The sequence below is a fragment of the Lysinibacillus sp. FSL K6-0057 genome (assembly GCF_038630885.1).
Classification (GTDB): Bacteria; Bacillota; Bacilli; order Bacillales_A; family Planococcaceae; genus Lysinibacillus; species Lysinibacillus fusiformis_F.
The window spans coordinates 1906185-1928741 of record NZ_CP152047.1 but is presented as its reverse complement, the minus strand read 5'-3'; the positions used below and the strand labels follow the sequence as shown (position 1 = coordinate 1928741).

Sequence of the window (22557 nt, the reverse complement as noted above, 5' to 3'; positions counted from 1 at the left end):
GACTATTCTTTTCGGTATCTCCTTTTCATCTACAAAATGCTACTACTTTTCAGCATTGGCTAGGGCTTCCGCACGTTCTTGTTCCCAATCGGCAAGCGCCTTTTTAAATTCTTCATTACTCATTGGCTTTTCTAGCACTTGCTGACCTTTAAATTTCTCTGCTGTTACACCAAATGGCGAATATTGTGCCTCGAATGGATTTAATTTAGAAGCCATATAACCACTACCACCAACTGAATACGGAATAACAAAGGCTTCCTCAATTAAAAACGCTTCTGCCTTCGCAAATAGCTCATAGCGTTTGGCTGTATCGATTGTTTCTTTCGCTTGATCCACTAGATTTTGATAAGTCGTTTTTCCATTCGCCTCTTTATAACCCTCTGCTAATTCAGGCTTATTGTAAGTACCATCAACAGTGAATGGATCTGTATACGTAGAAGGATCTGCATAATCAGGGCCCCAGTTCGCTTCTAAAAGCGCAAACTTGCCAGGTCGACGCACCTCTGATAGGAAGCCTGTCGATGGACCCGCCTCTACGATAATGTCGACATAATCTGTCCCTAGCAATTTCTCCATTTGCTGCTCGACTACTTGAGAACGATTAGCCCAATCTGGACTGCCCGCATTATAGGGCATTAATACTTTTACAGGGAATGTAGCCTTACCTGCTAATGCTGTTTTTGCCTTTTCTTTGTATTCTAGAGCCAGCTCTTTATTGAAGGAATCCTCATTGGAGATGGATGTAAGTGGTGCTAGTTGTGTATAATCCACCCCTTCCACATCAACAAAGTTTTTCGGTGTAATGGTATTGCTCAGCAAATCTGCTGGATTATAAGGCTCAACCGTTAGCATCGCAGATACACGATCAAGCGCATGGAATAAGGATTTGCGGAAATCTTTATTATTGACAGCGACCTTCCAATTATCAGGCTCGTATTGTGCGTCAAATTGTGGGTTGAAGTTGAGTGCATAGAAGTAGGTATAGAAGTTATTTTGTGTTTGACGAACCTGTGATTTTTTCTTTTCATCTTTAAACCATTCATCAATAATGGAGGTCGGGATACTAGCCGAATCGATTTCGCCACGTAAAAACAGCTCAGGTGCCACTGTAGCTGCCTCTTTATTGTATTTATAGCGGATACGCTCAATCAGCACCTTGTCTTTATCCCAATACGACTCATTTTTCACAAGCACGCGCTCATTTTGTGGCTCAAATTTATCTAAAATATACGCGCCATTATAAAGGAAATTTTCACGTGTCGTACCAAAGGCCTCCCCTTTTTCCGCAATGAACTTGCCATTCACTGGGAAGAAGCATACATAGTTCAACATAGAAAGAAAATAGGGTGTCGGCGCCTCTAAAGTATATTCTACTGTATGTTTATCTAACGCCTTTATGCCAACTTCCTTGAAATCTGTCATCTCGCCGTTATAGAAGGCCTCCCCATTTTTTACCACCGTTGCAATCCAAGCTGTTGACGATTCATTTTTAGCATCAAGCACATAGTGCAAGCCATCCACAAAGTCTTGTGCCACAACATCTGCATAATCCTTGCCCTCATGTGTCACCCATTTCGCGTCATCACGCAGCTTGAACGTCCACACGGTAGCATCCTCATTCGCAGACCATTCTTTCGCTAATCCTGGCTGGACCACCCCATATTGATCGTATTCTATGAGCCCATCCACCATATTCGCAGCCACCGCAAATTCATTTGTTTCTGACGTCTTTAAATAATTTAACGTTTTAATTTCCCCTGAATACACCACACGATATTCCGATGCTTTTTCACTCGATGATTCATCATTGCAAGCTACACAAAATAATACGACCAGACATACGAACAGCAACCAATACTTTCTCACAAGCATCCCCCTAGTCATCTTTTTATAATGAAAATCCTATTGGCAGGATGGATTGTACCTTCAATAGGATCATTCAAACATAAGCTAGGTCCGTCTAAATCGACCATCTATCGATGAAATGAACAACGGTACAATACCCGTTGTCACGGTTATGAGATTTAATTGTTGGTTCTATCAACTATCAAACCACTTGGACAGCATGTCCCACTGCTTTTTGCATGTCTCTTTAAGTGGGGGTAGCTGGGTTGAGCGTTTTTCAACTATTTGTGAGCGGGTTCTTTACTTTTTTGATCACTTCTCACTCTTTTATGAGCGGACTCATCACCAAATTGATCACTTCTCACACCTTTTTGAGCAGGTTCACCACCAAATTGATCACTTCTCTTTCATTTATGAGCGAATTGCCGACCTTTTTGATCACTTCTCACTCGATTGTGAGCGGGGACCTCCACCTTTTGATCACTTCTCACTCTTTTATGAGCGGGGACCTCGCTTTGATCACTTCTCACTCATTTGTGAGCGGGGTGCCCACCTTTTTGATCACTTCTCATTCATTTGTGAGCGGGGTGCCCACCTTTTTAATCACTTCTCATTCATTTGTGAGCGAGGACCTCCACTTTTTGATCACTTCTCACTCAATTGTGAGCGGGGTGCCCACCTCTTTGATCACTTCTCATTCATTTATGAGCGGGGACCTCATCCTTTTGATCGCTTCTCACTCATTTATGAGCGGGTCCCCCACCAAATTGATCACTTCTCATTCATTTATGAGCGGAGTGCCCAACTTTTTGATCACTTCTCACATGATTATGAGCGGGTTCATCACTTTATTGATCACTTCTCACTCATTTGTGAGCGGGGAACTCATCCTTTTGATCACTTCTCACACCTTTTTGAGCGGGGAACTCATCCTTTTGATCACTTCTCACTCATTTGTGAGCGAGGACCTCCACTTTTTGATCACTTCTCACTCTTTTATGAGCGGTGGCCTCCACTTTTTGATCACTTCTCATTCATTTATGAGCGGGGACCTCACTTTGATCACTTTTCACTCAATTGTGAGCGGGGTGCCCACCTTTTTGATCACTTCTCATTCATTCGTGAGCGGGGTGCCCACCTTTTTGATCACTTCTCATTCGTTTGTGAGCGGGAACCTCATCCTTTTGATCACTTCTCACTCGATTGTGGGCGGGGACCTCCACTTTTTGATCGCTTCTCACTCTTTTATGAGCGGGAGTCTCGCTTTGATCGCTTCTCACATGATTATGAGCGGGTTACCCAACTTTTTGATCACTTCTCACATGATTGTGAGCGAGGACCTCCACTTTTTGATCACTTCTCACTAATTTATGAGCGGATTCATCACCAAATTGATCACTCCTCACCTATCACGAAGCAAATATAAAGCTCCACAAAAGCTTTCCATCACGTTAAAAATTGCAGGAGACGTAGCACCTCATAAAAATCACCGGTCATGAACTCTACGGTATTGTGTGGTTTGAATTTGGCATGAGGATAAAAAGAATTGCGATAGGCCCGTGTATGGTCGCGATAAATAATTTCTACCACAAAGTGTTCTGGCAACGTTACCTGTAATGCGGCACGGGGCACCTTCATAGAAGACGCTACCAGTCGTTTGGTTTCCATGATGGTTAGTTGCGGACTGACACTAATCGTTGCGTTGCCGATGCCTTCCTTAGTGGCGAATGTGACAATGTGTTCATTGATGGCCTGAATCTCTTCTGTCAATCCCACATCTCCACTCACGAAGGACACGGGCACACCGTGTAAGGCTGCTGCATACGTATTGATTAGAAATTCGCTCGCATATTCGCCATTAATTTTGACGTCGGCATACGTACAAAGCGTGTGGGCTAGTGGGTTACGCTCACTTCCTCCTTTACTGTGGTAGCCGATAAAAATGGCACGATCGAAGCTATGATTGAGACCCGCTACCATACACATAGGATCGTATGTCCAGCCACGGATGACTTTACAATTGATTGGTAAATTGGAAATGTCTAGATTGCGGGCAGAATCATGGGCATCCTTTAATAAAATTTCGGTTGCTCCCCCTGCTATCGCTCCTTCAATGGCTGCTTCTACTTCTCGCGTCATTTGTCTTTGAAAAAATTGATAGTCAGGCGCATTTAACTCGGTTTCACTCCAGGAAGTTGTTCCTGTAATCCCTTCAATATCTGCACTAATATAAACTTTCATAGAAATCGAAACTCCTTTACATTGTGATTTTGAATTGTTGTGTGTACTGCTCCATAATGGGCTACCTGTGCCTGAACACGTCTAGCCCATGCCACATTGCCATAATCGTAATGCCACCATTCCTCCGCATAATTCGTAAATCCAGCAAGTGTCATACAGTTATACAGCAAACGACGATGCTGACAGGCTAGCGGATTTTCTTCCGTATACTGTTCAAAATAACGGGTCGCAGATTTTTCATTCATTGCATCAAACGCTGTCCCAAGATCCAAGGCATTACCATGAATATCAGCTAACGTCACGTCGATGGCACCGCCTGTTAAATGGGGGGCTAAATGGGCTGCATCTTTACTTGGAAACGCTACATACTTTTTGGTTGCTTGCACAATCGCTTGTGGTGATAACTGCGGCATCATTTTTGCTAATTGCTGTGAAAAATGGCTAAACAAATACTGCTGTACTTGAAAGGGACGATAGCCATCATAAAGTAATAAGCAATACTCCTGAGGTAATAATGTTAACGCCTGCTGCAAACGCTCATAGACACCTTCTCGCACATAAATAGCTCGTAAACTATCAGGAATCTGTTGCTGATAGTAGATTGGCTCCATCACTATCCTAGAATGAGCAGCTGAAATCTGGATAAGCGGCTCATCGTTTTCACGTACAACTGGTGATGTTGAGGGGTTTCCATTTAGAGACGGCGCTATCGGTTGAAAAAGGTTCATAGTAATAGAGCTCCCTTAAAATAATTAGATAATTCAGTTTTTTAAGTTGAATGTTATCACATCTCTCTATCATTGACTACATAAAAAAAGAAAAATTACAAAATAATGGATATACTCTTATAATGAAACATATTCCAGCAATTTACGGGGCGAAAAATCTCTTTCATCCTCTAATTAAGGATTTTATTCATCTTATAGCTCGCTCATGCTAAAAAAACAACGAATCCTGTTTGGTGGCATAAAAAAAGCCATTGAAACACGAATATTGTCTCAATAGATCTTCCTATTATGCCTGATGAAAGGAGTATGCTTCCACCGTATGGCCATTACGACCAATTGTTGTCTGTGCCTGAGACAACGAATTAAGTATCGCTTCCTCTGTCGCTTCAGCAGCGGCTGTAAACAATTGATTCATGATAGGATGATCCTCACGTAGCTGTGTTCTTGTCTCAACAAGCTGATCAGCGGTATGAGGAATACAATGTGCCGTCGTGAAGCCAATCACAATGTCGCCACTACCATGTGAAAAATGACTGCCTGTCCGTCCTAAACCGATACCACAACGTTTAATGACGCGTGTCAATTGTCGGCTACTCAATGGGGCATCTGTCGCAAGGACAATGATAATGGAGCCATCTGTTGGTGATAAGCTTGATTGGCTTTGAACAGTTGCAATTTTGTAACGCTCGGCTAAAAACTCTGCGCTTTGTCCGAAATTACTAAGAACTAGGCAGCCTACTGTATAGTTGACTTCATTTGATTGTGCTTTGACGATGCGAGAGGAGGAACCAATTCCTCCTTTGTAGCCGAAGCACATCATGCCCTTCCCTGCTCCAACAGCGCCTTCCTGTGCCATCTGTGTAGAGGCTTGACGAATGGCTTCTATGGCATGAGCAGGTGTCACTGGACAAGCTCGAATCGAATTGAGATAACTATCATTACATTCACCCACAACGAGGTTAATGGTTCCCGTTGTTAGTCCAATGTCTTCATTTCGGTCAAGCATATAGCTTAAGGTTCCTTGGGTAACAGCTGGTACGCCAAAAGTATTGGTTAACATGATAGGCGATTCGAGTACACCTAGCTCATTTACCTGCACAAGTCCCGTTGTTTTCCCAAAGCCATTTAGCACATAGCTTGCCGCTGTTACCTTTTGCTGAAATACATTGCCACCATGCGGTAAAATGGCTGTGACGCCTGTACACGCATAGGCTCCATTCTGATCTAATGGCTCATCCAATGTAACATGTCCCACTCGGACTCCTGCTACATCGGTGATGCAGTTTTTCTGTCCAACTGGTAACACGCCAATTTCAATGCCCAATTGCCTTACCTTTCCCTGCATATTATGCCTCCTCCTGAATCGCCATTAACACAGCAGCCTGTGCATGGATAGCTGTTGTATCAAATACTGGAATGCTGACATCCTCCTGCTGAATCAGTAAGCCAATCTCCGTACAGCCCAGAATCACCCCTTGTGCACCCGCTTGTACAAGCTCCTCGATCACTTGGATATAGTACGCTTTAGAGGCTGGTACAATAGTGCCGAGACACAATTCATCATATATAATTCGGTTTACTTCCATTCGTTTGATGCTATCTGGCACAATGACCTCAATATCAAAGCTCTCTACTCTCGCCTTATAAAAGGCTTGCTCCATTGTATATTTTGTGCCAAGAAGCGCTATTTTCTGATATCCCGCTTCTTTAATTTGACTAGCTGTAGCATCTGCAATATGTAAAATAGGAATGGTAATGGCAGTCTCGATAACATCAATGACCTTATGCATCGTATTGGTACAAATGATGACTAAGTCTGCCCCTGCACGCTCAAGTGCTTGCGCTGCTTGTGCTAGCACCTCGCCTGCTTTGTCCCATTCTCCGTTAGCTTGCAAGTGCTCAATTTGCTGGAAATCTACACTATACAAAATACATTTTGCAGAGTGCAAGCCCCCTAATCTATGTTTCACCTGTTCATTGATCAGTCTGTAATATTCAGCAGATGATTCCCAGCTCATCCCACCAATTAAGCCGATTGTTTTCATGACAACAACACTCCTTTTTTCTATTATTATACGCCTATCTCGCACCGAAATAAGAGAATTTTCCAAAAGTAATATTTGAGGCTTGAAAAATAGTAGATAAAAAGAGTTTTCACAATTAAATAATTACAAATCTCAAAATTTTATTATAATTCATTATTTTAGAAAAGTTGATTTTTTATAAAAAACCAGTGTAGACTAAAGCGTATTGTGAAAGGAGGACAACTTATGGAATGGATCTCAACGATAGTAGATAGCGGAAATAATATTTTATGGACATACATCCTCATTATCTTACTTTTAGCAGCAGGACTATATTTTTCATTTGGTACGAAGTTTGTACAAATTCGTCTTTTTCCTGAAATGTTTCGTTTAATTGTAGAAAAAAGAGAGGGCGATTCGGGGGTTTCTCCGTTTCAGGCCTTTACCATTAGTGCTGCTTCACGTGTCGGCACAGGGAATATTACAGGTGTAGCCTTAGCCATTGGTGTAGGTGGACCTGGTGCAGTATTTTGGATGTGGATGATTGCGATTTTAGGGATGGCCACTGCCTTCATTGAAAGTACCTTAGCACAAGTGTACAAAGTAAAGGATGGCGATACGTTTCGTGGTGGTCCTGCCTACTATATGGAGAAGGCGTTAGGTCAACGAAAGCTTGGTATTATTTTTAGTATTTTATTAACATTAAGCTTTGGCTTTATTTTTAATGCTGTGCAGGCCAACACCATTGCCACTTCAGTTGGCGAAGCCTTCGATGTAAGTCCAAAGATCATCGGGGCGATACTTGTTATTTTAACAGCCTTCATTATTTTTGGTGGTGTCCATCGAATTGTAAAGGTGACACAAATTCTTGTACCAGTTATGGCCATCTTCTATTTACTTGTAGCCCTTTTTGTGGTGGTGACCAATTTATCGGAAATCCCGCATGTTTTTTCATTAATTTTCACTCATGCATTTGGCCTACAGGAAGCTGCTGGTGGCGCAATTGGGGCAGCAATTATGCAGGGCGTACGTCGCGGTTTATTTTCCAATGAAGCAGGGATGGGGAGTGTGCCGAATGCTGCGGCAACTGCTAATACCTCACATCCTGCTAAACAAGGACTTGTACAAAGCTTAGGTGTCTTTTTTGATACGATTATGATTTGTACAGCCACAGCCTTTATTATTATTTTAGCTGGGTTATATGATAAGGGTGAGAGTGATGGCATTATTTTGACGCAACATTCTTTAGCTGTTCATGTTGGTGATTGGGCTCCTTATTTTATTGCCATCTCCATCATTTTCTTTGCTTTTAGTTCGATCATTGGTAATTATTATTATGGTGAATCCAATATTGAATTTATGGACGCACATAAATTTTGGATGTTTAGCTATCGTATTTTAGTGCTATTTATGGTCATGCTTGGCTCCGTCGCACAAGTACAGCTTGTATGGAACCTTGCTGACCTCTTTATGGGGCTGATGGCGCTCATCAATATTGCCATCATTATGATTCTCGGTAAAATTGCCTTCCTTGTGCTAGACGACTTTACAGAGCAACGAAGAGCAGGCAAAAACCCTGTCTTTTATGCAAAATCAATTCCAACCTTAAAAAATACAAACTGTTGGGAAGAAGAAGATCGATAAAACAACTAACGCCACTCCGAAAATTGGAGTGGCGTTGTGCGTTAATATTTAAACTGACTAATCAGCAGCTTTAATTCATCGGCCATATGTGCGAGTGCTTGCGCAGAGGCATTGATTTCCTCCATTGAGGCTAATTGCTCCTCTGTTGAAGCTGCTACATCCTCAGACGCCGCTGCATTGCCCTTCGCGGAGAATGCCAAATCTTCAGTTACTGCTGCTACCTCCTGAACTCCTGCTGACATTTGCTCAGAGGCGGAAGATACCTCCTCCATTTTCGGGGTAATTTCATTCATACTTGTCATAATGACTTGGAATTTCGCAATGGCTTCATCGGAAATATGCAAACCACTTTGCACATCCTCTGTAACCTTCGCCATAATACTGACAGATTGCTCCGTTTCTTGCTGAATACCTCGGATAAGCTCAAATATTTGTTTGGCTGATTCCTGTGATTGCTCTGCTAGCTTGCGCACTTCGTCTGCCACGACTGCAAAGCCTTTCCCATGTTCACCCGCTCTTGCTGCCTCAATGGCTGCATTTAGGGCCAGTAAATTGGTTTGATCTGCAATGCTTGTAATCACATCTAAAATAGATGTAATTTGCTGAGAACGTTCATGCAACGTCTGGATTTTCGCATTGGAATCTGCTACGGATAAATGAATGGATTGCATTTGATCCTTCGTATTTTGCACAGCTTGTCCTCCCTCGTCCGCCTGTAATGTGGCGTGCTGTGAAAGGTCTGTCACAGCAGAGGAGATTTCTGCAATATGCAGAATGGCAGTAGCAAGCTCATGTAATGAAGCTGCATTTTTATTGGCACTAATCGTTTGAGAATCAGCGCTTGTGGCAACATCCTGAATGGAAATCGCCACTTTTTCTGTTGCAATGCTAGTTTGATTGGCATTGGCGGTTAGCTCTTCTGCTGAAGAAGCAACCTCCTCTGCGTTTTGTTCGATTTTTTGAATCAGTGTCCGTAAGCTTTCTTGCATATCATTAAAGGCTTGACCTAATTGACCAATCTCATCTTTCGACGTAATTGTTACCATTTCCGTGAGGTCACCTTTGCTGATTGTAACAGCACTATCCTTTAGGGCTTTAATGGGTTTAATGACAGCCTTCATTACAAAATAAAAGATGATGGTACTGATGATAATTGCAGCTATGAGGACAAGAATTGTATGATATAGGATCGAGGAAGCGGACTCATCAATTTCTTTAGCAAAAATTGTTCCTGTTATTTTCCAATTCGTCAGTTCATTTGTCGTATAGAATAATAGACGATCATCGCCATTAAAGACATACTCATACGTACCTGATGGACTTTCGTACATTTTATCAAGGAAGCTTTCTTTCAGCTCCCCTCCCGCTTCAAGGGTAGGATGTGAAATGACCATCTTGTCTTCTCCAAAAATAGAAGGATAACCATTTTTTCCGATGCGAATAGAATCTGCAATTTTTTGAAGATCGGTTAACTTAATATCAATTGCCACAACCCCAGCATGATCTTTCGTCTGCTTGGCAACTGTTACCACCATATCACCCGTTCCTGCATCCTTGTAAGGGTTGGTAATCAAGGTTTCTCCTTTTAAAGCTGTCGCCTCTTTATACCAATCTCGATCTAATGGATTATAGTCTGCACCATTCAATTTTGGCTCCTGTGTAAATCGTCCGTCATTCATGCCAATATAAACACTTAACACATCAGCATTCAGCTTTGTATATTGCTGGAATTTAGACACCATCGATGCTTGTGCTTCTTCATATTGGCGCGCATCTATTTCACTACTGAACGCATTGATGTCACTCATTTTCTCACTAATCGTTTTGTCAATGAGCTTATTTAAAATGCCTACACTTTCATTGGCACTAAATAAGATTTCTTCTTCAATCGAGTCTTTTGCAGATAAATAAGACAAACTCCCAACAGATATGACAGGGATTAGTAATACTAGCGCAAATAGCGTATAAAGCTTGCCCTTAAAACTGCTAAATAGTTTCTTCATATATCAATCTCCTTTTTATTTCTCTCCCTCTCTTTATCTGCTTAACATTTCTCCCAAAGCTTTTATCGGATGAAAAAAATTTTTTCCAACATTTTTACGATTTTCATATTATTCAGGCTTTATTGACAAATAAAAACCCCTGTAACGAGACAGGGGTCAGTTGAATTTAGTATTTAAACGACTGGATGGATTCTTGCAGGTCTATCGCCATCTTTGCTAGATGGGTAGAGGCTGCTGCCACCTCCTCCATAGCCGCATTTTGCTCCTCTGAAGAGGCTGCAACACTTTGCACATGATGGCTTGATTTCATCGACACTTCACTAATATAGTCGATTTCTTGCACTAACTTTTCAATATCATGATGGATTGTTCGAATGGCTGCGGTTACTACCTCGGTCTGTGCTTGTACATCATTAATCGCATCATCGATTTGTATAAAATTATCTCTTGCCACATTGACCTTTTCACGACCTACATGGACAGAATCATTACTGTTGACCATATCTTCTTCGATAATTCTCGTGCTATCGGTGATTTGGGCCACTACTTTTTCTATATCGACGGCAGCAAGATTTGACTCATCTGCTAGCTTACGGACTTCCTCTGCCACAACCGCAAAGCCTTTTCCATGCTCCCCGCTTCTTGCCGCTTCAATAGAGGCATTGATTGCCAGTAAATTGGTCTGTGTTGCAATACTCTTAATGACATTTACCGCTGATACAATCGCCGCCGTATTGTCATCTAAATCTTGCACCCGTGTGTTAAGCTCACTTGTATTGGCAGAGATTTCATTCATTTGCGCTGTCACATCATGCACAGAAGAACGACCTGTATTTGCCATATTTTTCGTGTCAACTGTTGCCTGATTCACGCTTTGTATGCTTGCAGAAATATCATTCATTTTCTTCAAAATATGGGCAGATAAATTTCGTACATCCCCTGTTAAAGTATCCTGCTGATCAATACCTTGCGCAATATCATGAATAGATTCTGTTACCACCTCTGTCGCCTGTGTAACCTCCATGCTACTTGCCGTTAGCTGTTCTGATGTCGCGGCTACTTGCTCGGAGGAGTTTCCGACTTGTTTCATCATCAGCCGAAGTTTCTCTGACATACTATTGAAGGAATCAGCTAAATGTGCAAACTCATCCTGCGTTTTAAATTGTAAATGCGTATGCAAATTACCTTCTGAAAACTTATCCATTTCAACCACTGTTTGTTGAATATTTTTTGCGATTCGTCTACCAAATATTGTCGCAATGATGATACTTATTAAAAGAGAAATGGCCGCTAGAGTCATAATTTCGATGCCACTTTTTTCTCCTTTTTGCTTGGTAGCTTCAATATGTGCTAGCATGTCTTCCTGTTGAGCCGTTGCCATCGTCTTTCCAAAGACAACCAATTTCTGAGAGCCTTCTCCTAGAATCGGTAAAGCCATTTGTTGTGCTTGTTGGTGATCTCCACGTTGATAAAGTGGCACAATCTGCCCATCTATGGCCTTTTCCCAATCGGCAAGCTGCAATAAAAATTGGTCAAAATCTTGATTGTTATCGCCTATTTCTTGAAGTCGATTAATTGACGTATGTAAGGTATTGCGGATTTCATGATGATTGTTGAGCATTTCTTCCTTGCCATATAACATATACCCACGAATAGCCGCATTCGCTCGTACAGTTTGGAACGAGATATCTTGATATAAATGGATTAATTCCGTATTGTCTTCGATTTCTGCTAATGTCTGATTATTATTATTCAAGTAGTACATAGCAATGCCTGAAATAAGCAGTAAAAAGACGAGGACAATACCAAAAGCAATTTGCAATTTCCGTTCCACAGTTAGTCTCATATGATTCCCTCTATTCTTCTATAATCCACTTGAGTATAGCCTACCTGAATCTATTAGCCTATAAAATCTATGCCTCTCCTCATAAACTATCGCTAAAATTTAACAATAATGAGAACTTCGCCTCCAATCTATTGACAATAATATCCACTATTTCGCTAGTTGAAATAGGAATAAATCATTTGAAAACCGTAAAGATAACACCAAAAGAGCGGAAGAAGCAGGAGTATTTTCAGAAAATGACCTCTTTTTTCTACAAACTCCCGAATGCCTGAAGTCAGCATAATCGCACTCAGTAATAGTAAGCTATGCTGAGCCCCATAAATCTGCAAAGAAAATGTGATGACCAAGGGCAAGATGGCTGGATAAATAGAATCTGCTAGTGATCGCTTGCCCTTCAGATTGATGGGAATGCTTTCTTTCTCTGTAGATTTAGCGCCTGTTAGTTTCTTTGCAAGCATAAAGACAAGACTAAAAAATATAATCGTATAAACAATAAATAATAGCCACGGCATTGCGCTTTCCTCATTCAACAAACGAAAATAATCCACAGCTTCTTGCGCTTGCAGCTCATAATACTGTTTCGTCTTCTGATCCATTAGGAAGCATCGTTCATCCTCGACTATTACCTTCAAGGCCGTTTCCTTGCCATTATGGAAGCGTATGTATAAATCACTTACTAAAGAATTGTTGGCTGGTCGACTGCTAGGGTCCTTTTTCGTCTGTAAAACTTGCTGAAGGCGATCTATATCTTTCACCTCATAGCGATCGACATAGAACACTTGCTTTAATGGATACAAATGTTGCTCTTTGCCATTACTCCCAGATAAATACCAAGCCTCTTCAATGGATTGAATGGGACTATGCTGCAGTGGTACTAGCTCCTCCCGTTGCCTTTCATTGTAAATGAAGAGTAGTAGTGTGCTTAAACTAAGGATAATGCCTAGTATAAGTGTATAAATATAGCCTCCCTTGTGCATGCTTTCACCTCCTTTGTCATATATAGTAATTATTGTAATATACGGTTTACTCCCTCAATAAGTTTCAACTCTACTTAAAATAGAGAGGATGAAGCATGAGTAAACCAGAATTATACGTACATTTAGTAGTCGGTCCTGATTGTGATTTTGAATCCATGGCCATTCGAGCGGCAATGGAATCCTTTGGTGCAAGAGTGACACTTGATTTAATTGGCAGACCAAATGATTTAATTGACATTTTATCTGGAAATGATCTGTCTCACAAAATGGATTATTTGCTATTGAATTTTCACGACGATGAAGGGCGATTTTGTCTACCTGAGTTAGGAGAAGAGGTATATGAAGAAAATGAACCAAGGCGTATCTATTTTGAACCACAGGATATCTTAACCTATTGTCAGCTACAGGGTGTCAAGGTCATTGCGGCAGGCTGTACATGAGGTTGGCAGCAGCTAGCGACAGCCTTTTTAGAGAGTGGCTGTCATTCCTACTTAGCACCTGATGATGATATAGAGGGTAACGCCAATCTCATGTTTCTGATCCGCTTTTTCTATGAGATAATCACAAATCATAGAAATCAGCAGGAAGCGTTTGAACTCGCTCAAGCGATCGATACCGAAACAGCCATGTACAAGCTGTATTTTGCATAAAAAAGATCGTAGCACCTACTACTGGCTACGATCTTTCTTCATTAATGTTGATGTTTGTCTAGCATGGCTTCCGTAAAAGCCTGTGACTGTCCTTTAGGAATACTGAGTGTTTGCCAATCAGTGCCCTTTACCTGTTTCGCGATATAAATGATTTGACCGACGTGCTGTGCATAATGCGCCATTTGTCTTTCAATGGCATCGATGACCGCTAGCCGCTCCCCTCTAATCGTGACATCCCCTTGCAAATCAGATTCTGTTAAACTCGCCAAGGCCTCTAAAAACACTTGCCAGCCCTTGTCCCAAGCTGAAATGATCGCTTCTTTGCTGTGAAGACTATCCTCAAACTCATCATCTCGATTTCTCGTAGGCTTTTCTCCATCTGTCGTTAAAAAATCGGTCCAGCGGGAAATCATATTCCCACTTACATGCTTCACAATCACTGCGATACTATTGGATTCTTCGTTATATGCCCAGTGCAGTTGTGCCTCTTCTAATTGGGCAAGCGCTTTATCCCCTAGCTCTTTGACACTTTGAAATCTTTTCTGGACAACTTGTAAATAGGTTTGCGCAATCGTCATAGCCAAATCTCCATCCCCTCTTTTCTATCATTCTATAATAGGTCAAAGCGAATGTCTCATTAATTAATCGTTAACAATAAAATCTCTTGCAAGGATCGCCATTTTTTCTTGAACCTCCTGTGGGTCCCCATCAAGTTGATACCCGATATGATAGACATAGCCGTTATAGTAAGAATAAAACTCATTGGCTCTAGTCGTCATTTGAAAGATTCGCTTATCCGCTTCATCGTAATTATAATAAGTATATACATAACCTCGCTCTGGTGACATCTCCCGATAATACAGAGGATTCATAAAATTTAAGCCTATATTCGAAACTTTCATCCCTAGCGTTTCCTCCATATTTTTGGACTTCACATAGCTCGCTAAGGGATTATACTTTACATTTGTCACGGTAAAATTAATAAATTGTAAATCCACCCCAGTGGAGGATTTTTCTTTATAGCTAAATTGAAATTGTGTTTGTTTGCTACCATCCTCCATTTTTGCTGATACCGCATAGACCTCCTGAATATTTGGTTGAAATGGCAAATTTTCAGGTTCAATGAAATGAACGACGTCCTCCAGCGATGTTGCTACTGATTGCATTGCCTCTAAACCTTGAAGTGGTGCATAATATTGGATATGTTTTGCCTGACTTAAATAATTAGCAAGTGGAAGAAAATTACTGTATGCTGTGTCTTTTCCCTCCACTTCTGTTTGAAATAAATCCGTGAATGTAGATGTTTCCCCTTCATCCTGTGTCGCCAGCTCATCCATCGGTTTTGCGGCTTGCCAGGCAATGAAAAATAAAATAGAGCAGGTAATCATCATCGTAACAGCACGATATGTCCACTTCGACTTGGACATCGTAGGCTCTTGCTGAATTTGCTGTCGAACCTTTTGAATGATTGCCTCTTTATGTGCTGTAACATCTTGTAGTACCTGCATTGTATGCTTATCCATGGAAAAGCACCTCCCACTCAATATGTTGTAACTCTCCTTTTAATAGCTCCTTTCCTTTCTTTAAGCGTGATTTCACAGTACCTTCAGGAATCGCAAGTAACTCCGCAATCTCTTTAATCGTCATCTCCTCCAAATATAAATAGACAATCGCTTCTCGTTGCTTAAGAGGTAAGCTTAAAATAGCATCATCTAACAGAGCTTGTTCATCTTGACGAATTAGTGTGTCCTGCAAAGTTGATTTTTGTTTGGTAAAAAACTTATGTTGCAATGTAATTTTTCTGTATGCCCAGCTTTTTAAGTAATCCTTGCATTTATTGATTGTCATGCGAGCTAAGTACGCCTTCATCTCTCCTCGTTCCTCATAGTGTTTTTGATGATAGAACTTAATAAAAACATCCTGCACAATATCCTCGGCTATTTGTAAATCCTTTGTATAGTAATAAGCAATTCGAAACAATTGCTCCGTATGTATAGCCATTAGCTGCTCTAATTTTTCATTATCAGACATGCCTTCTCCCTCCTTCTACACTATAAACGACTCCCAACCAGAAAAAGATTATTTTTCCAAATAGAAAAGCGCATAAAAAACCGCCTCAACCATTTGAGACGGTTTATTGTTACTTTATAAATTTTCATCAATATATGTTTCAATATCAGATGCTATCGTATCAATCGGTACATCTTCAATATTTTCAGCATAGCCATTATACATTTTGACGAGTTCACCATCTTTATCGACTAAGAAAAATTGATTACCATGAATGACTTGGTCACTGTTAGGGTCGTTTTTCACTAAAATCTTTGTATTTTTTACCGCAAATTGTTCGATATATTTCTGTGAATACCCTGTCAGAAGGTTCCATTTAGATTCATCTGGAACATTGTATTTACTAAGATAATCCGCTAACACATCTGGTTGATCAACGTCTGGATCTACTGAGAAGGCAACGATATTATAGTCCTCTACGCCTTTTTTCTGAAGCTTTTCTTGGACTTGTGCCATGTTTAATGACATGGGCGGGCAGATAGACACACAGTTTGTGAAAATATACATGCCAATCCAAGGCTTACCTTTTAAGCTTTCAAGTGAAACCGTTTCACCACGTTGATTAACATGTTCAAAATCGGGTATTTCCAGACTATAATCTGCTTTAAATTTTGAATTTCCACATGCGCCTAGCACAGATGCACAGGCTAAAAGCAACACTAGCCCTATTAATTTACGTTTCATGTCAACACTCTCCCTAACCTACACTATCCCCATCCTAACGTAGGTTGTAAGCGTTGACAAGAACTTCTAAGTGACAGCTTTCGTACATCTTTGTGAAATCCATTTCATTTTAATGAAACGAGTGCAGCATGAATCGCATCAAGCTTTACTTCGACGCGGTGCAATAAATAAAATGACACCAAAATCGGAAAACCGATATCGGATATCATGTTCAACCACTGTTCCATTCGTCTCCTCCTCTCTTACGCTAAAAATGGTCTTTGCACTGCTCATTGCAAAGACCATTTTTGAATTATTCTGTTGCTACTTCAAATTCTGTTACTTGACGATCTACAATACGGGCTCCCTTGATGGCTGACAGAGCACCACCTTGCCCAGTAAAAACATTTTTAGCCATGATCGTTGCCATTGCCTGCTGAATTTCAGTCACTGTGATATTCGGCTTGGGTGCATCAATCGAAAGAGTTGTCGTTTTCCCATCAGTTGTTACGAATTGTAACTCTAGAACTTGTGTCATTCTGTAATCCCTCCTTAAGATAAATCGTGTGTTTCCTGCTTAGCAATGCCATCCAGTGACTGTGATGAAAGACTAGCAATGGCATGAGCAACAGCTAGCAAATCGTCCGCGCCATGTGTGTTGTTCACATTTCGATACAATTTCGTTGTAAACGTAGGCTCATTGTTCTCATCATAGCCATCCACATACTTGAGACGCAGTGTAGCATTTACAAAGTTAATGTTAGCCATCAAGCATCACCTCCCTTCTGCACACTATATAATGGCGAATTGCTAAAAAAGGGACATTAAGGATGAATTTTTTTTCAGAAGCTTTTATAATAGAGTGAGAGAAGGCAAAGAGGTGAACGATTTGTTACAAGGTTGGTTTTTATGGTTTATTTTATTTTGGGTTGTCGTCCTCATTTCATTGATGGCTATTGGCGGATTCTTCATGTTCCGCAAATTCCTTAAGGCACTCCCAAAGCAGGATGGAAAATCAGATTTAGATTGGCAAGAATATTATTTAGATAAAACCGTTCACTTGTGGGGACAAGCTGAAAAAGATTTACTCTATGAACTCGTAAGCCCTGTCCCAGAGCTTTTTAGACAAGTGGCTAAGGAAAAAATAGCAGGAAAAATTGGCGAGCTTGCATTAGAGGAAAAAGCAGCTGCCATTAACAATGACCTCATTATTCGCGGCTATATTCAAGCAACACCAAAACGCGACCACAAATTTTTACGCAAAAAATTAGAGCAAATGCAAATTGACATCTCCCCCTATGAACATTTATTCGAATAAGTAAACGCTGCACAAAGGTTTGTGCAGCGTTTTTACGTAGCTTCGGGATGCTATCGATCGTTGTTGGGCGTTTTAACCTGTTTTTTTGAGATGCTATCCTTTATTTTTGCTAAGTTTATCCTCTACATTTGGATTTCTATCCACGCTGTGCTGCTCTATCCTCTACTTTTGAGATGTTATCCTTCACTTTGCTAGTTTTATTCTCTACATTTGGACTTCTATCCACGCTTTGCTTTTCTATCCTCCACTTCTGAGATGTTATCCTTCACTTTCCTAGTTTTATCCTCTACATTTGGACTTCTATCCACGCTTTACTTTTCTATCCTCTACATTTGAGGTTCTATCCGCTACTTTTATGATGCTATCCTCCACTTTGCTAGTTTTATCCTCTACATTTGGACTTCTATCCACGCTTTGCTGCTCTATCCTCTACTTTTGAGGTTCTATCCGCTACTTTTATGATGTTATCCTCCACTTTGCTAGTTTTATCCTCTACATTTGGACTCCTATCCACGCTTTGCTTTTCTATCCTCCACTTCTGAGGTTCTATCCTCTACTTTTTAGATGTTATCCTTCACTTTCCTAGTTTTATCCTCCACATTTGGACTCCTATCCACGCTTTACTTTTCTATCCGCTACTTCTGAGGTTCTATCCTCTACTTTTATGATGCTATCCTCCACTTTGCTAGTTTTATCCTCTACATTTGGATTCCTATCCACACTTTGCTACTCTATCCTTCTCTTTACTAGTTTTATCTGATTGAAGCACAAAAAAACTACACTAGCTTCAGCACTAGTGTAGTTTTGGGATTGTTTTTTTGACTTTTTTAAACTGGATGAGCATCGCGATACGCCAAGGTACTAACATGGCAAAGGCTAATATCCAGAACATACCTGCTAATTCACCGACATCGATGGAGCTACTTAAAATCATTTTCGCCACCACTCGGAATATTAACAAACCGATTAATATAAATGCGAATGCTTTTGATCGTTTTAAATAAATATCTCGACCCCTTACTTCAAATTTTGAAGTGGCAATTAATATTATCGAGAACACCATTCCTACCGCGGTTGCCTCTAAAATTTGCATCGGTGGCACACGGAATTGTTCGAATAAAAACATCAGTGCACCGGAAGACATCGCTATTGGTGGAATAATAATTTTCTTCTCATTTGTCGGCATTTTGGAAGCTCTCATTCGTATGACCATTACAAAGCTCCCCATAAGAATGGCCATAATGGTCGACCCTATAACATAATAGTGAGAAGGGATACTGCTTAACATAAAAAAAATCCTCCTCTAATGTCTAATTAACAATTTTGTCCAAGTAATTGATCAGCTACAGCCTTCAATCTCTCTGGTTCGAAAGGCTTTGTGATAAAATCCTTTGCCCCACTCTCAATCGCCTCGACGATTAATTTTTGCTGCCCTAATGCTGTTACCATAATGATTTTTGCATCTGGAAATTCTGGGACGATTTTTTTTACGGCTGCAATACCTGTCATAACGGGCATCGTTACATCCATTGTCACTAAGTCTGGTTGTAACTCACGATACATCGCCACAGCTTCCTTACCATTTACTGCCTTACCGACTACTTCATAGCCCCATTCTGTAAACATATTACTGATTGCAACACGCATAAAAAGCGTATCATCCACTACTAAAACTGTAGGCACATGTTCATCTCCCTCCACGTTAAAGTTCGGTATGCCTCTTTAGTTTAACAAATTAAAAGCCTGTAAATCCACCGAAAATAGGTTGTAAAACGCGTGTAATATACGTTAAGCCATCAAAGAATAATAAAATCCCAACGGCAATCATGATGTACCCGCCGATTTTTACAATCTTCTGGCTGTGTGTACGAATCCATGTCATGCGTGAAATAAAGAAAGATAACATGAAGAATGGAATTGCGAACCCTAAATAATACGCAAACATATAGCTAAAGCCCGCACCTGGATTTGTACTTGCTAGCATAATAATCGATGCAAGGATTGGTCCTGTACATGGTGTCCAGCCTGCCGCAAAGGCAATACCAATTAAGACGGACCCAAAATAGCCAGATGGTCTATTTTTAAATTGGAACTTTCGATCCTTCATTAAGAAGTCTATTTGCAATAACCCTACAATCATTAAACCGAATACGACGATTAAGATCGCTCCAACCTGTCGTAATAATGTTTGATAATTGAGGAAGAATTCTGCTGCAAATGAAGCACTTAGTCCAATAATGATAAAGATAATGGAAAACCCTAGTAAAAAGAATAGTGTGTGGAAAATGGCACGTTTTTGTAGCATACCTTTTTCTGATTTTAGCTCATCTAATGTCATACCCGTTATGTACGATAAAAATGCTGGATACAGTGGGAGAGTACATGGTGAAATAAAACTTAAGAACCCTGCACCAAAAGCTAAAAATACGTTAATATCAGATCCCATATTTTTTAATCGCTCCTTACAGTTACTGCATCCATCGTACCAAAAAACAAAATAAAAAGCGCCCTTCTAGTTTGTGAACGTTTCATGGCAAAATGATGAGATTTTTGAGAAGTAGCATCAAGCTACTTCTGCATTATGCGCTCCTGTTGATTTTCTGTCAACAAAATCCGCCAATCTTCCCCCTTTTCAAAGAGAGTATAGCTAACTTCTCTACCTTTTTCTTGACATTGTCGATTGCTTGTCGTTAATGTTGAAAGAAGCTTCAATATTTCAAATACACTATCACGCCCATGTTATAGTAAGAAACTATATATTTTTTCATTCATCAGCAAATCTATCTGAATATCATGTCATCTGATGACCTTATTATAGGCTTATGTGACGCATTATATTTTCCCTAAATTTCGACAGTCCTCTACTCTACACAAAGTGTTCATGTTCAACCATGAGTAAATGACTTATTTTCATGTATAATGATAGGAAATGAGCGAGAAAAAGAGGTGTAGCCCTTGGAATTAAGAAAGATTAAACCAAAAAAAATTTATGAAGAAGTGTCCGAAATCCTGCATGAAAAAATAAGAGCTGGTGTCCTCAAGCCAGGTGATCGGCTTGACTCAGTAGAGCAGCTTGCTGAACAATTACAAGTGAGTCGATCCGCTGTACGGGAGGCATTATCTGCTTTAAAAGCGATGGGATTGATTGAAATCAAACAAGGCTCTGGAACATTTGTCAAAAGTGTGCCAGCCAATCAGCTTGATTTTCCTTTATCCACAGCTATGTTAACGAATAGACAGGATATTGCTCATTTATTAGAAGTGCGCAAAATTATTGAAGTAGGCGCAGCAGGACGTGCAGCGCTCTATCGTACAGATCAGGATATTCAGGCAATGCTACAAATTTTAGAGGATATGAAGCAGGCCCATGGGGATGGTGAGCTTGGTGAAAAAGTAGATTATCAATTTCATGCAGCTATCTCCAACGCCTCTCAAAATCCCCTACTCGCTACCCTTTTAGATCAAATTTCGGGATTAATGATTGAAACGATGAAAGAAACGCGACGAATTTGGTTGTACTCCCAGCAAACAACGAGTGAACAATTATATGACGAACATATGCAGATATTCCTCGCGATTAAACAACAAAATGAAGAGCTAGCCAAACATGCAATGGCATCACATTTAAGCAATGTTGAAAAAGTGCTATTACAATATTTCGAAACAACTGAATCCAATTCACACTAAAACTACCTAGTACCCTCTAGGTAGTTTTTTCTTTTCTGAAAATTCATTAAAAATGGTTTTATCTCCTTATAATTTATTGTATGATTAAGTTATCGATAAGTCATCAGATGACCAGTTGTTTTAGAAAAGGAGCGATGCATATGAAAGTCACACTATTCGCCACTTGCTTAGTGGATATGTTTCAGGGGGATGTAGGAAAGGCCGTTGTTGAAGTGTTAGAAAGACTTGGCTGTGACATCGATTTTCCAGAGGATCAAATTTGCTGTGGGCAGCCTGCTTACAATAGTGGCTATGTCAAGGACTCGAAAAATGCGATGAAAAAAATGATCTTAGCCTTTGAGCATGCTGAATACGTCGTCTCCCCTTCTGGTTCCTGCGCTTATATGCTGAAGGAATATCCAGAAGTTTTTAAAGGGGACACGACATGGGAGCCAAAAGCGCAAGCATTAGCAGCTAAAACCTATGAATTCACAGAATTTATTGTCAACGTATTAAAGATTGAAGATGTGGGTGCCCATTTAGAGGGCAAAGCTACCTACCATACGTCATGCCATATGACTAGATTGCTAGGTGTGACAGAGGCACCCTTGCAATTATTAAAGAACGTCAAGGGCTTACACTATGTGGACCTCCCTGGCAAGGATCGATGCTGTGGATTTGGTGGTACTTTTTCAGTCAAAATGGGCCATATATCTGGAGAAATGGTCAATGAAAAAGTACACAATGTAGAAGAAACAGGTGCTGATATTTTAATAGGCGCAGATGCTGGCTGTTTAATGAATATCGGCGGTCGCATTCAACGTCAGGATAAGCCAATTAAAGTGATGCATATTGCAGAAGTATTAAATTGCCGATAAGAGG

General features: G+C 40.4%; 23 protein-coding genes and 1 pseudogene. 6 read left to right on the top strand and 18 right to left on the bottom strand.

Annotated features, from left to right (window positions below):
* Positions 1 to 42: 42 nt before the first annotated feature.
* Positions 43 to 1866, bottom strand: coding sequence for a peptide ABC transporter substrate-binding protein (locus MHB40_RS09120; RefSeq protein WP_342534356.1), 1824 nt, complete (start codon positions 1864 to 1866; stop codon positions 43 to 45).
* Between the two features lie 118 nt (positions 1867 to 1984).
* Here MHB40_RS09120 and MHB40_RS09115 point away from each other — a divergent pair, with 118 nt between their 5' ends.
* Positions 1985 to 3271 (top strand): hypothetical protein, encoded by a 1287-nt coding sequence (locus MHB40_RS09115; RefSeq protein ID WP_342534355.1) that lies wholly within the window; start codon positions 1985 to 1987, stop codon positions 3269 to 3271.
* A gap of 20 nt (positions 3272 to 3291) precedes the next feature.
* On the opposite strand, the gene MHB40_RS09110 is transcribed toward MHB40_RS09115, so the two are convergent.
* The 4 genes from MHB40_RS09110 to MHB40_RS09095 all read right to left on the bottom strand — a co-directional run bounded on the left by MHB40_RS09110 (position 3292) and on the right by MHB40_RS09095 (position 6859).
* Positions 3292 to 4086 (bottom strand): M55 family metallopeptidase, encoded by a 795-nt coding sequence (locus MHB40_RS09110; protein WP_342534354.1) that lies wholly within the window; start codon positions 4084 to 4086, stop codon positions 3292 to 3294.
* Positions 4083 to 4814, bottom strand: a complete 732-nt coding sequence (locus MHB40_RS09105) for a M15 family metallopeptidase (protein WP_342534353.1) — start codon at positions 4812 to 4814, stop codon at positions 4083 to 4085. Before MHB40_RS09105 ends, MHB40_RS09110 begins: the two co-directional genes overlap by 4 nt.
* Positions 4815 to 5100: 286 nt before the next feature.
* Positions 5101 to 6159 (bottom strand): P1 family peptidase, encoded by a 1059-nt coding sequence (locus MHB40_RS09100; protein WP_342534352.1) that lies wholly within the window; start codon positions 6157 to 6159, stop codon positions 5101 to 5103.
* A gap of 1 nt (position 6160) precedes the next feature.
* Positions 6161 to 6859, bottom strand: a complete 699-nt coding sequence (locus MHB40_RS09095) for an amino acid racemase (protein ID WP_205442695.1) — start codon at positions 6857 to 6859, stop codon at positions 6161 to 6163.
* Between the two features lie 225 nt (positions 6860 to 7084).
* On the opposite strand from MHB40_RS09095, the gene MHB40_RS09090 reads away from it, so the two are divergent.
* On the top strand, positions 7085 to 8482 hold the full coding sequence (locus MHB40_RS09090) for an alanine/glycine:cation symporter family protein (RefSeq protein ID WP_342534351.1): 1398 nt from the start codon (positions 7085 to 7087) through the stop codon (positions 8480 to 8482).
* A 41-nt stretch (positions 8483 to 8523) separates the two neighbouring features.
* Here the strand turns inward: MHB40_RS09090 and MHB40_RS09085 are convergent, their stop codons facing one another.
* The 3 genes from MHB40_RS09085 to MHB40_RS09075 all read right to left on the bottom strand — a co-directional run bounded on the left by MHB40_RS09085 (position 8524) and on the right by MHB40_RS09075 (position 13308).
* Positions 8524 to 10485, bottom strand: a complete 1962-nt coding sequence (locus tag MHB40_RS09085; protein WP_342534350.1) for a methyl-accepting chemotaxis protein — start codon at positions 10483 to 10485, stop codon at positions 8524 to 8526.
* A gap of 166 nt (positions 10486 to 10651) precedes the next feature.
* On the bottom strand, positions 10652 to 12331 hold the full coding sequence (locus MHB40_RS09080; protein WP_342534349.1) for a methyl-accepting chemotaxis protein: 1680 nt from the start codon (positions 12329 to 12331) through the stop codon (positions 10652 to 10654).
* A gap of 155 nt (positions 12332 to 12486) precedes the next feature.
* Complete coding sequence (locus MHB40_RS09075; RefSeq protein WP_342534348.1) at positions 12487 to 13308, bottom strand: hypothetical protein; 822 nt, start codon at positions 13306 to 13308, stop codon at positions 12487 to 12489.
* Positions 13309 to 13403: 95 nt separating this feature from the next.
* Between MHB40_RS09075 and MHB40_RS09070 the strand changes: the two are divergent.
* Positions 13404 to 13958 (top strand): annotated as a pseudogene (locus MHB40_RS09070) (delta-aminolevulinic acid dehydratase).
* A 41-nt stretch (positions 13959 to 13999) separates the two neighbouring features.
* On the opposite strand, the gene MHB40_RS09065 reads toward MHB40_RS09070, so the two are convergent.
* The 7 genes from MHB40_RS09065 to MHB40_RS09035 form a co-directional block, all read right to left on the bottom strand.
* Positions 14000 to 14536: a DUF1572 family protein gene (locus tag MHB40_RS09065; protein ID WP_205442686.1), complete on the bottom strand. Its 537-nt coding sequence runs from the start codon at positions 14534 to 14536 to the stop codon at positions 14000 to 14002.
* 63 nt (positions 14537 to 14599) lie between these two features.
* Entirely contained in the window at positions 14600 to 15481 is an 882-nt protein-coding gene (locus tag MHB40_RS09060; RefSeq protein WP_342443209.1) for a hypothetical protein, read from the bottom strand.
* Positions 15474 to 15989 carry a sigma-70 family RNA polymerase sigma factor gene (locus MHB40_RS09055; protein ID WP_342534347.1) on the bottom strand — a complete coding sequence of 172 codons (516 nt, stop codon included), beginning with the start codon at positions 15987 to 15989 and terminating at the stop codon, positions 15474 to 15476. Before MHB40_RS09055 ends, MHB40_RS09060 begins: the two co-directional genes overlap by 8 nt.
* A gap of 114 nt (positions 15990 to 16103) precedes the next feature.
* Positions 16104 to 16712 (bottom strand): SCO family protein, encoded by a 609-nt coding sequence (locus MHB40_RS09050; RefSeq protein WP_342443207.1) that lies wholly within the window; start codon positions 16710 to 16712, stop codon positions 16104 to 16106.
* Positions 16713 to 16816: 104 nt separating this feature from the next.
* Complete coding sequence (locus tag MHB40_RS09045) at positions 16817 to 16939, bottom strand: YvrJ family protein (RefSeq protein ID WP_004229459.1); 123 nt, start codon at positions 16937 to 16939, stop codon at positions 16817 to 16819.
* Positions 16940 to 17004: 65 nt separating this feature from the next.
* Positions 17005 to 17229 (bottom strand): DUF2922 domain-containing protein, encoded by a 225-nt coding sequence (locus tag MHB40_RS09040; protein ID WP_342443206.1) that lies wholly within the window; start codon positions 17227 to 17229, stop codon positions 17005 to 17007.
* 14 nt (positions 17230 to 17243) lie between these two features.
* Positions 17244 to 17459 (bottom strand): DUF1659 domain-containing protein, encoded by a 216-nt coding sequence (locus tag MHB40_RS09035; RefSeq protein ID WP_342443205.1) that lies wholly within the window; start codon positions 17457 to 17459, stop codon positions 17244 to 17246.
* A gap of 121 nt (positions 17460 to 17580) precedes the next feature.
* On the opposite strand from MHB40_RS09035, the gene MHB40_RS09030 reads away from it, so the two are divergent.
* Positions 17581 to 18009, top strand: a complete 429-nt coding sequence (locus tag MHB40_RS09030; protein ID WP_205447381.1) for a DUF2621 domain-containing protein — start codon at positions 17581 to 17583, stop codon at positions 18007 to 18009.
* A 793-nt stretch (positions 18010 to 18802) separates the two neighbouring features.
* Here the strand turns inward: MHB40_RS09030 and MHB40_RS09025 are convergent.
* Genes MHB40_RS09025 through MHB40_RS09015 form a run of 3 tightly spaced genes read right to left on the bottom strand, consistent with a single transcriptional unit; the run spans position 18803 to position 20455 of the window.
* Positions 18803 to 19297, bottom strand: coding sequence for a cytochrome c biogenesis protein CcdC (locus MHB40_RS09025; RefSeq protein WP_205442679.1), 495 nt, complete (start codon positions 19295 to 19297; stop codon positions 18803 to 18805).
* Positions 19298 to 19323: 26 nt separating this feature from the next.
* Positions 19324 to 19692 (bottom strand): response regulator, encoded by a 369-nt coding sequence (locus MHB40_RS09020; protein WP_279381281.1) that lies wholly within the window; start codon positions 19690 to 19692, stop codon positions 19324 to 19326.
* 52 nt (positions 19693 to 19744) lie between these two features.
* Complete coding sequence (locus MHB40_RS09015) at positions 19745 to 20455, bottom strand: cytochrome c biogenesis protein CcdA (RefSeq protein ID WP_342534346.1); 711 nt, start codon at positions 20453 to 20455, stop codon at positions 19745 to 19747.
* A 509-nt stretch (positions 20456 to 20964) separates the two neighbouring features.
* Between MHB40_RS09015 and MHB40_RS09010 the strand changes: the two genes are divergently transcribed.
* Positions 20965 to 21696, top strand: coding sequence for a FadR/GntR family transcriptional regulator (locus tag MHB40_RS09010; protein ID WP_342534345.1), 732 nt, complete (start codon positions 20965 to 20967; stop codon positions 21694 to 21696).
* Between the two features lie 140 nt (positions 21697 to 21836).
* Positions 21837 to 22553 (top strand): (Fe-S)-binding protein, encoded by a 717-nt coding sequence (locus tag MHB40_RS09005; RefSeq protein WP_205442675.1) that lies wholly within the window; start codon positions 21837 to 21839, stop codon positions 22551 to 22553.
* Positions 22554 to 22557 lie beyond the last annotated feature (4 nt).